We start from the raw sequence: 14,020 nt of genomic DNA, 5'->3' as shown, positions 1-14,020 counted from the left end.
GGGGTACGGACTCCTTGCGGGGAACTGAGGCAGAAAGCTCGGGGCGGAGGCTCGGGGCTCAGACGAGCGACGCGTACAGGCCGGGGCGGCGGTCGCGCAGGTACGGGTTGTTCTCGCGCGAGGCGCTCAGGAACTCCGGGTCGACGTCGCCGAACACCAGGTCCTCGCCGCGGCCCGCGCGGGCGCGGGCGATGCCGTCGGGCCCGGCCAGCGTGGAGAGCCCGACGAACTCGAACTCGCCCTCGGGGCCGACCCGGTTGACGTACGCGACGTACAGCTGGTTCTCGAAGGCGCGCACCGGAACGACGGACTCGGCGACGAACTGGAAGGGGTGCATCTGCGCGGTCGGGACGACCAGCAGGTCGGTGCCGGCCAGCGCGTGTGCGCGGACGTTCTCCGGGAACTCCACGTCGTAGCAGATCATGAGGCCGACCCGGACGCCGCCCAACTCGGCCTGCACGACGGGCTGTTCGCCGGGCGTGAAGGCGCCGCGCTCGAAGCCGCCGAAGAGGTGGGTCTTGCGGTAGTTGGCCAGGCGAATGCCGTCCGGGCCGATCAGCTGCGCGGAGTTGAAGACGCTCTCGCCCGCGCGCTCGGGGTAGCCGTAGACGACGCCGACGTCGTGGCGGGCCGCGATCTCGGCGATCGCCTTCGCGGACGCCCCGTCGGCGGGCTCGGCCAGGCGGGCGATGTCGTCGCCGATCGCGTACCCGGTCAGGAAGAGCTCGGGCGCCACGAGGAGCCCGGCACCGGCCGCCGCGGCGCGCGCCGCGGCCTCGTCGAGCGCCGCGAGGTTCTCGGCGACGGATCCGAGCTGCCCTGAGCTCTGGAGCAGGGCGGTGCGCAGCGCAGGCATGGCGGAACCTCAAGGCGTACGAAGGGGCTGGTGGGGTCCGTATGACGGTACGGTCGGCGGCCCCGCCCGGACAAGGTGCGACCGTTGCGGGCCGCCGCACGATCCGTTGCGCGTGCGGGGCCCGGAGCGGCGATTCGTTGCGTGGTGCGCGAGGGGCCCCGGGTGCGGTGGTGTGCGCCCGGGGTATCGGGGGTGTCCACCCTGAGGACCAGGGCGGACGCGGCGGCCCCCACCGCGCGGGGGAAGCGGAGTGCCGCCCGTGGCCCGACGTGCCGGACCCCTCGTCCGGGAGAGATTGATCTCGCCCGGAGAGACCGGGTGAACGGCCCTCGACGACGGAGGAACTTCCGTGAACCGCATGATCGCCACTCGCACCCTCAAGCACCGCCGCGCCCTCGCCGTGGGCGCCGCGCTCCTCATGACCGCGGGGGCCGCGGGAGTGGCCGCGGCGTCCGGTGACGACGCGGTCCGTCCCCCGGCGGCGGGGCAGACGGCGGCGCACACCGGCACCGGCGAGCGGGCCCAGCGCGGGGAGGCCGCCGCGCTCACGGGCTCGGCGAAGATGTGGCGCAAGACCACCGAGGACGTGACGTTCACCTTCGACGCGCATCTCGCGACCAAGCACCGGAACGACCCCTCGCAGGCCACCGGCACCTTCGGCTTCGTCCACCTCGACAAGCCGGGCGGCAAGGGCGGCTGGGCGAAGGGCCGTATCGACTGCCTGATGACGGGCGGCAAGGTGGCGACGGCCACCGGCATCATCAAGGAGACGAACCTGCCCGAGCTCAAGAACCGGCGGGTCGGCTTCACCGTCGACGACAAGGGCAAGGGCAGGCAGGACCGGGTCGGCTACAGCTGGGCGGCCTACGGCGCGACGCAGGGCCAGCCGGACACCCTGGCGAAGTGCGCGAGCTCGGCCCCGTACGAGAAGGTCAGGAGCGGCACCGGCGACTTCACCGTGCTCCCGTGGAAGTTCGACTACCCGACCGGCCAGTGACCCGGGGCCGCCCGTACGGGGGTCGGGCGGCTCCTTCCCCGGGAGGGCCCGGGAGCCGGCGTCCCCGCCGCGCGGCGGAGGCGGTCACCTCCTCGCGTGCGATGTGCGGGGCGCCGGCGCGCGGAAGTGTGGGACTCGCCCGGAAGAGCCGGGCGAGGGGCCACAGACGGAGGACATCCCGTGAGACTCACCAACCGGACCGCCCGCACCTGCGCCGCCGTCGCGGGCATCGCACTCGTGCTCGCCGTCGGCGGAGCGGGCTTCTCCGCCGCCGCGTCGGAATCGGGCTGGGACGGCTCCTCGCCCCGCCCCGCCAAGGAACGCGCGGCAGCCGCCCTGACCGGCACGGCGATGATCGACCGGCCCAAGGGCGACGAGATCACGTTCACCTTCGACGCCCGGCTGGACGCCGCGGACGCGAGGGATCCGGGCAGGGCCCACGGCACGATCCGGTTCAGCCACTACGTGGAGGAGCTGAAGTGGGGCGGCGCCGGTGAGGCGCGGGTGGACTGCCTGATGACCGGAGGGAAGGTCGCCACGGTGTCCGCGGTGGTCACCGAGGCGGACGGCGACCTGAGGAACACGGTCGGCAAGCGCGTCGGCCTGACGGTCCACGACCAGGGCGAGCAGGACCGCTTCGGCTACAGCTGGGCGATGCTGGGCCTGCCGAGCGAGCTGCCGGACGACATGCCCAAGTGCGTGAGCGCGGCCCCGTTCGAGAAGACGAGGCCGGGGAGCGGGACGTTCCACGTCACGCCGATGAACGGGCGCGACTGGACGAAGGGGCGCGACTAAGCGGGCGAGCCCGAAGAAAATCTCCGCATCAGGGGCGAAAGCACCAGCACGGACTTCGTCCGCTCCACGAACGGCTCGCCCGCGATCCGTTCGAGCACCCGCTCGAAGTGCCGCATGTCGGCGGCGAAGACCTGGACGATCGCGTCCGCGTCCCCGGTGACGGTGGACGCGGACGCGATCTCCGGATACCGCTCAAGACCTCGCTGGATCGCCTCCGGCGAGGTGTTGCGGCGACAGTAGATCTCGATGAACCCCTCGGTCTCCCAGCCGAGGGCCGCCGGATCGACGCGGACCGTGAAGCCGGTGATGGCTCCGGTGGCCCGCAGCCGGTCCACGCGCCGCTTCACGGCGGGCGCGGAGAGGCCGACCAGCTGGCCGATGTCGGCGTAGGAGCGGCGGGCGTCCTCGGCGAGGGCGTGCACGATGCGTTCGTCGAGATCGTTCAGTCGCACGGGGGGTGGATCACTTTTCTGCTGTGGCCAATCGGGAGCGGCGCATGCCGTACAGGAAGTAGAACACGAGGCCGACGGCCATCCAGACACCGAACACGACCCAGGTGATCGAGTCGAGGCTGAACATGTTGTACGCGCAGAAGCCGAAGCCGAGGACCGGGAAGAGCCAGCCGAGCGGCACGCGGAAGGTGCGGGGCATGTCCGGGCGGGTGCGGCGCAGCACGATCACGGCGATGTTGACCAGACCGAAGGCGAAGAGCGTGCCGATGCTGGTGGCGTCGACGAGCTTGCCGAGCGGGATGACGGAGGCGAGCGCGCCGCAGAACAGCGAGACGATGACGGTGTTCACGCGCGGCGTGCCCGTCTTCTTGCTGACCTTGCCGAACGTCTTGGGGACCAGACCGTCGCGGGACATGGCGAACAGGACGCGGGTCTGGCCGTAGAGGACGGTCAGGACGACGGACGCGATGGAGATGACCGCACCCGCGGCGAGGATCGTGCCCCACATGTGCTGGCCGCTGACGTCGTTCATGATCGCGGCGAGCGTGGCCTCGGAGCCCTCGAAGTCCTTCCAGTTCCAGGCGCCGACGGCGACGGCGGCGACCAGGACGTAGAGGGCGGTGACGATGACCAGCGACAGCATGATCGCGCGGGGCAGGTCGCGCTGCGGGTTCTTGGCCTCCTCACCGGCGGTGGAGGCGGCGTCGAAGCCGATGTAGGAGAAGAAGAGGCTCGCGGCGGCGGCGCTGACACCGGCCGTGCCGAGCGGCATGAAGTCCTCGTAGTTGCCGGACTTGAAGCCCATGAAGCCGATGGCGCAGAAGAGCACGAGCGCGGCGATCTTCACGATGACCATGATCGTGTTGGCCGTCGCCGACTCCTTGGCGCCGCCGAGCAGGAAGACCATGGCGAGCAGCACGACGAGCAGGCCGGGCAGGTTGATGATGGCGCCGTCGACCTCGCCGGGCGCCGCGGAGAGCGCGTCGGGGATGGTGACGCCGATGGTGCCGTCGAGCAGTTCGTTGAGGTATTCGCCCCAGCCGACGGCCACGGCGGCGACCGAGACGCCGTACTCCAGGACCAGGCACCAGCCGCAGACCCAGGCGACGAGTTCACCCATCGTTGCGTACGCGTACGAGTAGGAGGAGCCCGCGACCGGTATGGAGCCGGCCAGCTCGGCGTACGAGAGGGCCGAGAAGAGGGCGGTGAGTCCGGCGATCACGAAGGAGATCGTGACGGCGGGTCCGGCCTTGGGGACGCTCTCGCCGAGGACGACGAAGATGCCGGTGCCGAGCGTGGCACCGATGCTGATCATGGTCAGCTGCCACATGCCGAGCGAGCGCCGGAGCGAGCCGCCCTCGCCCTGGCCACCCTCTTCGACCAGGAGTTCCACCGGCTTGCGGCGCATGAGACGGCCGGCGAGGCCAGGGCTGCCCGGGGGGCTTGGGCGGTTCTGCGGGGGTGCGCCTTGGTCGAGCACGCGCTGGCTCCTTCATCGCTGCCGGTCAGGGCGGCGAGGACCCGTGGCACCCGCGACTGACGACGGAACCACCGAGCAGGCGGTCCCCGCCACACCACGTTCAGCGGATGACTCTAGAGGCAGCGGCTTCCCGACCGTAACGCAGCACCCTTGCGCAACCACGGATGATCATTGCGCACTTCCGTCATATGCGTCTCTTCGTTGCGCGGTCCGTTTCGTCCGTTGCGTTCCGCAGGCCGCGGGGAACTATTGATACGCCGTCAGATCCGGACAAAGAAGGAAGCCCGCGCCCCTGAGGGGCGCGGGCTTCCTTCGACGGGCACGGAGCCGATCGGCTCCCCCGGCTACTGGCTCCAGCTGGCGTGCAGCGGCTTGCCCTCGGCGTAACCGGCGGCGCTCTGGATGCCGACCGTCGCGCGCTCGGTGAACTCCTCCAGGGAGCCCGCGCCCGCGTACGTGCAGGAGGAGCGGACGCCCGCGATGATCGAGTCGATCAGGTCCTCGACACCCGGACGGGCCGGGTCGAGGAACATCCGGGAGGTCGAGATGCCCTCCTCGAACAGGGCCTTGCGGGCGCGGTCGTAGGCCGACTCGTCCGAGGTCCGGTTCTTGACGGCGCGGGCCGAGGCCATGCCGAAGGACTCCTTGTACGCACGGCCCTTGGCGTCGTGCTGCAGGTCGCCCGGGGACTCGTACGTACCGGCGAACCAGGAGCCGATCATCACGTTCGACGCGCCGGCGGCCAGCGCCATGGCGACGTCGCGCGGGTGGCGGACACCGCCGTCGGCCCAGACGTGCTTGCCGTACTTCTTGGCCTCGGCGGCGCACTCCAGGACCGCGGAGAACTGCGGCCGGCCGACGCCGGTCATCATGCGGGTGGTGCACATGGCGCCGGGGCCCACACCGACCTTGATGATGTCCGCGCCCGCGTCGATGAGGTCCTTGACGCCCTCGGCGGCGACGATGTTGCCCGCGACGATCGGCACCTTCGGGTCGAGACCGCGGACGGCCTTGATCGCCGAGATCATCGACTCCTGGTGGCCGTGCGCGGTGTCCACGACGATCGTGTCCGCGCCCGCGTCGAGGAGCTGCTTGGCCTTGCCCGCCACGTCGCCGTTGATGCCGACGGCGGCGGCGACGCGCAGGCCGCCGTCGGCGTCGACGGCCGGGGTGTAGAGGGTCGCGCGCAGGGCGCCCGTGCGGGTGAGGATGCCCGCGAGGCGGCCGTCCTTGTCCACGGCCGGGGCGTAGCGGCGGTTGGCGCCGTCCAGCTTGTTGAACGCGTCGCGCGGCTCGATGTCGGCGTCCAGGAGCAGCAGGTCCTTGGACATGACCTCGGAGAGCTGCGTGAAGCGGTCCACGCCGCTGAGGTCCGCGTCCGTGACGACGCCGACGGGCTTGTGGTCGGCGTCGACGACGACACCGGCGTTGTGCGCGCGCTTGGGCAGCAGCGCGAGCGCGTCCGCGACGGTCTGCGAGGGGGCCAGGACGATCGGGGTGTCCAGGACGTGGTGGCGCGTCTTGACCCAGGAGATGACGTCGGTGACGACCTCGATCGGGATGTCCTGGGGGATGACGACGAGGCCGCCGCGGCGCGCCACGGTCTCGGCCATGCGCCGGCCGGCGATCGCGGTCATGTTGGCGACGACCAGCGGAATCGTGGTGCCGGTGCCGTCGGGCGAGGAGAGGTCGACGCCCTGGCGGGAGCCGACGGCGGACCGCCTCGGGACCATGAAGACGTCGTCGTACGTCAGGTCGTAGGGGACCGGAGGACTCGAAACATGCCGACCCGTACCGGGCTCAAGAAAACGCATAAGTCTCACATTTTCACGCGAAACGGCGCAGGTCACTCCCACGAAGACACAGCAAAACGCCCCCGACCATGTGTGGTCCTCCAAAGAGGTACGGGGGCTGATGCGCAGGACAGTGGGCCTGCCTTACGTCGAAAGGCTACCCGAGCTCGAACAGATCGGCGAGCCGACGGAGCGTGCACATCGGCGAGCCGGCAGAGCACGCGTCCGGCCGGGCCCGCCGGTCCGGCCCGCGCGCCGGAGATTGTCCGCGCGGTGCGCGAGGGCAATCGGGAGCGCGCGTCGGAGTGGACCGCGAGTGGGCGCGCGGCCCACCTCCGAGTACCGCCCGAAATCCGCTGGACAACATGCCGAAGAGGGCTCGGAGTTGAGAATCCGGGTTTACAACTGGACGAGTCCCGGGTCACATTGACAGCGACGATCACAGAAGCCTACGCTCACTTTTGAACAACCGTAAGATAAAGCCGCTTTGAGCATGCAGCAGCGGCCTCCGCGCTCTCGGGCGCCCCCTTCGGAACCATCCAGTCCAGCCCAGCCGTTTACGGAGATCTTGGTCGCATGAAGGGCATAATCCTGGCCGGGGGAAGTGGCACCCGGCTCTACCCGTTAACGTATGCCATATCGAAGCAGATCCTTCCGGTTTACAATAAACCGTTGATTTACTATCCGCTCTCGGCACTCATGCTGGGCGGCATCCAAGACATTCTCGTCATTTCCTCGCCGCGCCACTTGGGCACGTTCCGCGATCTGCTCGGGGACGGCAGCCAGCTGGGCCTGAACATCGAATACGCCGAGCAGGCGGAGCCGAACGGCATCGCCGAGGCATTCGTCATCGGCGCGGAATTCATCGACAATGACTCGGTGACGCTGATTCTCGGCGACAACATCTTCCACGGCCCCCGCTTCGGCAGAATGCTCCAGGAGGAGATGCGGGACGTCGACGGCTGCGTCCTGTTCGGCTATTCGGTGAGTGATCCCGAGCGCTATGGAATCGGCGAGGTCGACGACGAGGGACGGCTCGTCTCCCTGGAGGAGAAGCCGGCCGATCCCCGGTCCAACCTCGCCATCACCGGTCTGTACGTGTACGACAACGACGTCGTCGACGTGGCCAAGAACGTCCGCCCCTCGGCCCGCGGCGAGCTGGAGATCACCGACGTCAACCGCGTCTACCTGGAGCAGGGCAGGGCCAGGATGGTCAACCTCGGCCGCGGGTTCGCCTGGCTGGACACCGGGACCCACGACTCGCTGCTCCAGGCCTCGCAGTTCGTGCAGACGCTGGAACAGCGCCAGGGCGTGCGGATAGCGTGCCTTGAGGAGATTTCCTACCGCATGGGCTTCATCGACGCCTCGGCCTGCTATGAGCTGGGCAGTCGGCTGGGGAAGACCGATTACGGGCAGTACTTGATGGAAATTTCCCGCCAAGGCTGAAAGGTGTCCAGTGCGCATAGTTGTCACCGGTGGTGCAGGATTCATCGGATCGAACTTCGTCCGGCACGCGGTGCAGGGTGATTATCCGGCTCTCGCGGGAGCCGAAGTGGTGGTTGTCGACAAGCTCACGTACGCGGGCCGGAAAGAGAATCTCGCGCCCGTCGCCGGGAATTCCGCGCTGAGTTTCGTGACGGGCGACATCTGCGACGCGCCGCTGATGGGCGAGGTCCTGCGGGGCGCCGATCTCGTCGTGCATTTCGCCGCCGAGTCGCACGTCGACCGTTCCATTTCCGGAGCCGGCGAGTTCGTGCGGACCAATGTGCAGGGGACGCAGACGCTGCTGACCGCCGCGCTCGACGCACAGGTGGGCAAATTCGTCCATGTCTCGACCGACGAGGTGTACGGCTCGCTGGACGCCGACGGCACGCCCTGGACGGAAGAGGAACCCCTCTCCCCCAACTCCCCCTATGCGGCCTCGAAGGCGTCGTCGGATCTCATGGTCCTGGCCTTTCACCGCACGCATGGACTGCCGGTCAGCGTGACCCGCGGCTCCAACACCTATGGCCCGTACCAATATCCCGAGAAGATTATCCCGCTGTTCGTCTCGAATCTCCTGGCCGGCCGCAAGGTGCCGCTCTATGGGGACGGCGCGAATGTCCGGGACTGGCTGCACGTCGACGACCACTGCCAGGGCATCGCGCTGGTGGCGGGCGGCGGTGAGCCGGGCGAGGTCTACAACGTCGGCGGCGGCACGGAGTTGACGAACCTGGCGCTGACCGAGCGGCTGCTCGACCTGCTCGGCAAGGACGCGTCGATGGTGGAGCGCGTGGCCGACCGCAAGGGGCACGACCGGCGGTACGCGATGGACATCTCCAAGATCTCCGGCGTCCTGGGCTACCGGCCCGCGGTGCCGTTCGACGACGGGCTCGCGGCGACGGTCGACTGGTACCGGGAACACCACGGGCTCTGGGGCGACGCCGCGTAGGCGCGCCGCGCCACGAACGGGACGGTGCCGGGCCACAGTCGGGAGACTGTGGCCCGGCACCGCTTTTCGTGTGGGTCCGGCAACCGTCTTCGTGTGCGACGGCACCGACTCCCTGCGAGCCGAGCGGCCTCCTCGCGTGCGGCACGACGCCGCACGCGAGGAGGGCCCGTCAGTTCACCGCGGGAGTCCGCACGGTGGCATCCGTGCCCGTCGTCTCCACCACCCGGTCGCACGGCGGGAGTTCCCCGCCGCTGCCGGTCACCAGCCAGCAGGCCCGGTCCGCGGCGAGCGTGCCGAACAGCTCCGCGAGACGCGGGTCGGCGCCGAACGGGTCCACACCGGCGGTCGCGTCCACGACCACCAGGGACGGATCGCCCCGCAGCGCCCGCAGCAGCGCGAGCCGCCAGCGGTCCCGCTCCGGCAGCGCCACGGCGGAGTCGCTCTCCCGCTCCACCGCCGCCCGCAGCCCCTCCAGAGCGTCCCGCACACCGGGACGCTCCGCCGACTCCTCGGGGAAGGAGTCGAGCACCCGGGCGGCCTCCTCGCGGGTGAGCACCGGAGCCTGCGGGGAGACCCGGGCGATGTGCCGCTCGACCACGGCCGGGGCCAGCGCGGTGACGTCCGTGCCGCCGATGCGCACCCGGCCCGAGGACGGCGTCACATCGCCGGTCAGCAGGTCGCCCAGGAGCAGCCGGGGGCCGTCGGGAGTGCCGACGAGCGCCGTGGTGGCCCCGTCCGGCACCTCGAAGGACACCGTGGCGAGCACGTCCGTGCCCTCGACCCGCAGGCCGACGCCGTCGAAGACGACCTCGGTGCTTCCGGGCCACTCGGCGGCGGGCTCGTCGGCCCGCCGGTCCTCCTGCTCGTGGGTGCCGAGCAGCCGGCCGATGCCCGCCATGACCTCGCGGGCGTTCATGATGGTGCTCGTCAGCAGGACGGCCTCCATCATGGGCCGGTACGTGAGCACCGCCAGCACGATCAGCGCGACGCCCTTGGCCGCCGAGAGCCCGTCGTCGGCGGCCAGCGCGGCCGCGACGCCGACGGCGGCGCAGGCGGCGAGCTCGACCACGCGCCACAGCAGCACCTCACCGGCGGCCGGCAGCAGATGGCCGCCGGAGTGCGCCGCGCCCGCCGGCTCGTACGTGCGCCGCAGCCACTCCGCGCCGTCCGGCTCCTCGCGCCGGACGAGCAGCCGGGCCACGAGCAGCGAGACGAGCGCCAGCACGACCAGACCCCCGGCCAGCGTCAGGGCGACGCGCACGTCGAAGAAGAGGCTGACGACGATGACGGTCACCGGGGTGAAGACGGCCGCCACCGCCGGGCGCAGGACGTGCGCGGGCAGGCCCATCAGGACCACGACCGCGGTGCCGTCGAGCGCGGCGAGGCGGTCGGAGTAGCCCGCGTCGAGCGTGCGGTTGGGCAGCTTGCCCACGCGCTCGGCGACCGACCGGTGCAGGGTGGTCACCAGCTCGGCGCCCAGGTTGTTGCCCAGGGGAACGCTGAGGTAGTGCAGCACCCCGTAGACCAGGCCGACGACCGCGAGGACGCCGATCCAGGCCCAGGGCACGTCGGCGTCGGGGGTGAGCAGGTCCTCGGTGATGGGCACCACCAGGGCGAACGCGATGCCCTGGATGACGGCGCCGACCAGCATGAACAGGCACAGCGACCGCAGTGCCCGCGTCCCCGTGACCTTGAGGAAATGAGCGAGTACGGGCCTCATCGAGACACCTCCTGGGACGCTGCGGCGCCGGTGAACAGATCGGCGTACGGCCCGTCGGGGCCGGTCAGCTCCTCGTGGGTGCCGGAGGCCACCACCTTGCCGTCCTCCGTCACCACGAGCCGTCCCTCGGTGACCGCGGGCGGCCCGGCCGCGACGACGACCACGGCGGCCCGCTCCCGCAGGTCGGCGACGGCCGCCCTGACGGTGTCCTGGTCGCCCGGGAAGGCGCGCTCGTCGAGCAGGACGACGTCGCGGTCGGCGGCGAGCAGCCGGGCGAGCGCGAGCCGCTGGAGCTCCGGGTAGGACTGCGGCGCCTCGGTGCCCACGACCGCGTCGTAGCCGCGCGGCAGCGCGGCGATCGACTCGTGGCAGCCCGCGGCACGCGCGGCGCGCTCGGCCTCCTTGGCACCGCCGTCCGGGCGGTCGGAGGTGACGTACGCGCCGATCGGGCCGATGGCGACGGCCGGGGCGGCCTCCACCGCGGCGAACCGCTCCGCGGGCGTCTCGGCCGTGATCCGGTCGATGACCGCGTCGGCGCCCGCGTCGGTGGCGGCGACCACGGTCAGCACGCCCCGCTCGGGCAGTTCGAGCGCGGGGCCCGGGTCGGCCTCGGGCTCCGGCGTCGCGTCGTCCTTGGCGTCGCCCTTCGCACCGTCCTTGGCGTCGCCCCCGGCCGCGGGCGCGGCCTCGGCCGGTGCGCCGCCGGACGCGAACTCGGTCAGGCGCGCCGCGGCCTTCTTGCCCTCGCCCACCTCTTCGAGGAAGTAGGTGATGGCCAGCAGGGGCGCGGCGAGACCCGGGCCGAGCAGCAGGAACGGCACCAGGTCGGCGGTCGCGAGACCGTCCGAGCGGAGCAGCAGCCCGCCGCCGCACAGCACGAAGATCAGCACGCACAGCGGCGAGAAGGCGATCTCGGCGAGCGCACGGCCACCGAGCAGCGAGCCGATGCGTACGCGGAAGAACTCGCTGAACTCGTCGGTGACATCGGCGAGCCGGCCGGCGGCGTGCCGGGTCGCGGCGGCCGTGTCGGACCGGGTGCCGGCCGGGTTGACGCGCCGGTCGAGGGCGATGGTGGGCCGCACGGCGTCGATGCCGCCGATGCTCGCCGCGTAGTCGGTCGCCATCTCGCGGAAGAAGCGCGCGGAGATGAAGCCGAAGACGGCGAAGCCCAGCAGGATCGGCGCCAGGGTGATGAGCGCCATCAGCCAGTCGACCCAGAAGAGATAGCCGATCGACAGGACGAAGACGAGGACGGCCGAGAGGAGCTCGGGACCCGCCCGGCCGACCATCACCCCCATCGAGTGGACGTCACGGCCCAGGGTGGTGCCGTGCCGCTGCCAGGACGCGTGCAGCGGCCGGGCCGCCCGGGCGCCGCGCAGCCGGCCGGTGAGCGCGAGGAGGAGGGTGTGCTGGGTCCGCACCCCCGCCTCCTTGCTCAGCACACGGCCCACCAGCTGCGCGACGAATCCGGCGACGGCCGCGACGGCCACGAGCAGCACGAGCCGGCTGATCCGGCCGCTGTCGGGGTCGCCGTCGAGCAGTTCCCTGCACACCTCGATGACGGCGACGACGGGGCCCACGGTGGCCACCGCGCCGATCGCCTCCAGGAGCAGTGCCGTACGCGCGCGCCAGGCGATTCCGGTGGTCGCGCTCACCGCTTGGTGACCAGGTAGTCGCCCAGGACCAGGTAGTCGATGTCGGTGCCGAGGAAGCACTCGACCGCGTCCTTGGGAGAGTTGACGACCGGCTCGCCCGCGACGTTGAAGGAGGTGTTGACGAGGCACGGCACGTCGGTGCGGGCGGTGAACTCGCGCAGCAGGGTGGCCAGACGCGCGTTGGACTCGTCGGTGACCGTCTGGATGCGCGAGGTGGCGTCGACGTGCGTGGCGGCCGCGATGGTGTCCACGTAGTCGGACTTCACCGGGAACACGAAGGTCATGTACGGCGAGCGCTCCTTCTTGCCCAGCTCGAAGACCTTCGCCGCGTTCTCCTCCAGGACGATGGGGGCGAACGGCCGGAACGGCTCGCGGTGCTTGACGCGGGTGTTGATGATGTCCTTCATGTCCGCGTGGGACGGGTTGGCCAGGATGGAACGGTTGCCGAGGGCGCGCGGGCCGTACTCGGTGCGGCCCTGGAACCAGCCGATGACCGTCTTGCCGCTGAGGAGGTCGGCGGTCTTCGGCACGATCGCGCCGTCGGGGTGCTCCTCCCAGGTGACGCGGTCGGTGTAGCCGTCCAGGACGGCGAGGATCTCCTCGGCGGAGAACTCCGGGCCGAGGTAGGGCGACTTGACGGGCACGAGCGGGACGTTCTGCTCGCGGACGACGTGCGCGGCGGCACCGATGGACACGCCCGGGTCGCTGGCGCCGAAGCTGACCTCGGCGCGCTCGAAGGGCAGGTCCTCCAGGAGCTTGGTGTTGTTGACGCAGTTGAGCGCCACACCGCCCTCGTAGATGAGGTCACGCAGCTCGGTGACCTCGGCCAGGCCGCGCAGCTGGTGGGCGGTGACCACTTCGAGCATCTGCTGGGCCGCGGAGGCGACGCGGACCTGGAACTCGAACTCGCCGCGGTTGTCGTCGTTGCCGCCGAAGATCTCGTCGAAGAGGACGGCGTAGGCGCGGGGACCGCGCGGGTCGTTGGCCAGGGCCAGCGAGTAGCGGCCGGGCCCGTCGAAGGTGACGACGTGGTTGAGGAAGGGGTTCTCCTCCTGCTTCGGCGGCTGTCCGAAGCCGCCGAGGCCCATCACCTTGTACTCGTCGTTGTTCGGGGTGAACCCGAGGTACCGCGTGATCTCCGCGAAGAGCTGGGCGATGGAGTTGGCGGCGTCGATGGTGAACTGCTCGAAGACCTTCACCTCGCCGTCGCGGATCTCACCCATGATCGAGCTGTCCCGCTCGCCCTGGCCGTCGCTGATGATGAAGGCGGCGTCGTCGAAGCCGGCGAAGGTGCGGCCGCAGGCGAGGTGCGCCCGGTGGTGCGGGACGGTGATGAGCTTGTCCTCGGACAGGGTGTGCCCGGTGTGGCGCTCGAAGTCCTCGAGGATCGCCTTCTTGCTGCAGGCGCCGTTGTAGAGCTCGCCGAAGTTGCTGATGGCCTGGAGCTTGTACTCGGCCGGGATCTCCGCCTCGGCGAAGCGGGTGATGACCGAGTCGGCGAACTCGTCGGTGAACTTCCAGCCGAAGGCGTAGTAGTCGACGTCGTCGAAGTCCAGACCGGCCTGGTCCAGGCACCAGCGCATCGCGTTGATCGGGAAGGCCGTGGTCTTCTTCTGCCGGTTCATGCGCTCTTCCTCGACGGCGGCGACCAGCTTGCCGTCGATGAACAGGGCCGCGGCCGCGTCGTGGCCGAGGAAGCTGTGCCGGTCGACGCCGTCCTGGGTGTAGCCGAAGAGCTTGCCGAACAGTTCGGCGATGCGGGAGAAGCCGTTGTAACCAAGGACTATCACGGTGGAATGTCTCCTTCGGAGCACGGATCTTTGGGGAGCCGCTTTGTAGGT

General features: G+C 70.6%; 11 protein-coding genes. 4 read left to right on the top strand and 7 right to left on the bottom strand.

The features are described 5' to 3' along the window. Positions 1–58 precede the first annotated feature (58 nt). Entirely contained in the window at positions 59–847 is a 789-nt protein-coding gene (locus tag AB0L89_RS26880; protein ID WP_365145923.1) for a carbon-nitrogen hydrolase family protein, read from the bottom strand. A gap of 367 nt (positions 848–1,214) precedes the next feature. Here AB0L89_RS26880 and AB0L89_RS26875 point away from each other — a divergent pair, with 367 nt between their 5' ends. Both AB0L89_RS26875 and AB0L89_RS26870 read left to right on the top strand, forming a co-directional pair. Then, positions 1,215–1,853, top strand: coding sequence for a Repetin (locus AB0L89_RS26875; protein ID WP_365145830.1), 639 nt, complete (start codon positions 1,215–1,217; stop codon positions 1,851–1,853). A gap of 180 nt (positions 1,854–2,033) precedes the next feature. Next, complete coding sequence (locus AB0L89_RS26870) at positions 2,034–2,648, top strand: Repetin (protein ID WP_365145827.1); 615 nt, start codon at positions 2,034–2,036, stop codon at positions 2,646–2,648. On the opposite strand, the gene AB0L89_RS26865 is transcribed toward AB0L89_RS26870, so the two are convergent. From AB0L89_RS26865 to AB0L89_RS26855, 3 genes are all read right to left on the bottom strand, one after another. Then, the gene (locus AB0L89_RS26865; protein WP_055564807.1) at positions 2,645–3,100 is read right to left on the bottom strand and encodes an Lrp/AsnC family transcriptional regulator; all 456 of its coding nucleotides are present in this window, start codon (positions 3,098–3,100) and stop codon (positions 2,645–2,647) included. The two genes, AB0L89_RS26870 and AB0L89_RS26865, sit on opposite strands and share 4 nt — an antisense overlap. Before the next feature lie 10 nt (positions 3,101–3,110). Continuing rightward, positions 3,111–4,580, bottom strand: a complete 1,470-nt coding sequence (locus tag AB0L89_RS26860; protein WP_365145824.1) for an amino acid permease — start codon at positions 4,578–4,580, stop codon at positions 3,111–3,113. Between the two features lie 344 nt (positions 4,581–4,924). Further along, positions 4,925–6,394, bottom strand: a complete 1,470-nt coding sequence (locus tag AB0L89_RS26855) for a GuaB1 family IMP dehydrogenase-related protein (protein WP_365145821.1) — start codon at positions 6,392–6,394, stop codon at positions 4,925–4,927. A 555-nt stretch (positions 6,395–6,949) separates the two neighbouring features. On the opposite strand from AB0L89_RS26855, the gene rfbA reads away from it, so the two are divergent. Beyond that, positions 6,950–7,819: a glucose-1-phosphate thymidylyltransferase RfbA gene (gene rfbA, locus AB0L89_RS26850; RefSeq protein ID WP_365145818.1), complete on the top strand. Its 870-nt coding sequence runs from the start codon at positions 6,950–6,952 to the stop codon at positions 7,817–7,819. A gap of 10 nt (positions 7,820–7,829) precedes the next feature. Further along, positions 7,830–8,804 carry a dTDP-glucose 4,6-dehydratase gene (gene rfbB, locus AB0L89_RS26845; RefSeq protein ID WP_365145815.1) on the top strand — a complete coding sequence of 325 codons (975 nt, stop codon included), beginning with the start codon at positions 7,830–7,832 and terminating at the stop codon, positions 8,802–8,804. Positions 8,805–8,973: 169 nt separating this feature from the next. Here the strand turns inward: rfbB and AB0L89_RS26840 are convergent, their stop codons facing one another. The 3 genes from AB0L89_RS26840 to AB0L89_RS26830 are packed head-to-tail and all read right to left on the bottom strand — an operon-like array spanning position 8,974 to position 13,969. After that, entirely contained in the window at positions 8,974–10,524 is a 1,551-nt protein-coding gene (locus AB0L89_RS26840) for an ABC transporter transmembrane domain-containing protein (protein WP_365145812.1), read from the bottom strand. Then, positions 10,521–12,179, bottom strand: a complete 1,659-nt coding sequence (locus tag AB0L89_RS26835) for a hypothetical protein (protein WP_365145809.1) — start codon at positions 12,177–12,179, stop codon at positions 10,521–10,523. Before AB0L89_RS26835 ends, AB0L89_RS26840 begins: the two co-directional genes overlap by 4 nt. Then, a complete protein-coding gene (locus tag AB0L89_RS26830; RefSeq protein ID WP_365145806.1) occupies positions 12,176–13,969 on the bottom strand; it encodes a carbamoyltransferase C-terminal domain-containing protein in 1,794 nt (597 codons plus the stop codon). Before AB0L89_RS26830 ends, AB0L89_RS26835 begins: the two co-directional genes overlap by 4 nt. Positions 13,970–14,020: the final 51 nt, after the last annotated feature.

Origin of the sequence: Streptomyces sp. NPDC052114 (genome assembly GCF_040680155.1) — a bacterium.
Taxonomy (GTDB): Bacteria; Actinomycetota; Actinomycetes; order Streptomycetales; family Streptomycetaceae; genus Streptomyces.
Note: the sequence above shows the minus strand (reverse complement) of the source record. Positions and strands in the feature narration are given on the sequence as shown.

Excerpts from the sequence above, each read along its gene's own strand:
- AB0L89_RS26855 (WP_365145821.1), bottom strand. The coding sequence starts at position 6,394 with ATGCGTTTTCTTGAGCCCGGTACGGGTCGGCATGTTTCGAGTCCTCCG.
- AB0L89_RS26840 (WP_365145812.1), bottom strand. The coding sequence starts at position 10,524 with ATGAGGCCCGTACTCGCTCATTTCCTCAAGGTCACGGGGACGCGGGCA.
- AB0L89_RS26875 (WP_365145830.1), top strand. The coding sequence starts at position 1,215 with ATGATCGCCACTCGCACCCTCAAGCACCGCCGCGCCCTCGCCGTGGGC.
- rfbA (WP_365145818.1), top strand. The coding sequence starts at position 6,950 with ATGAAGGGCATAATCCTGGCCGGGGGAAGTGGCACCCGGCTCTACCCG.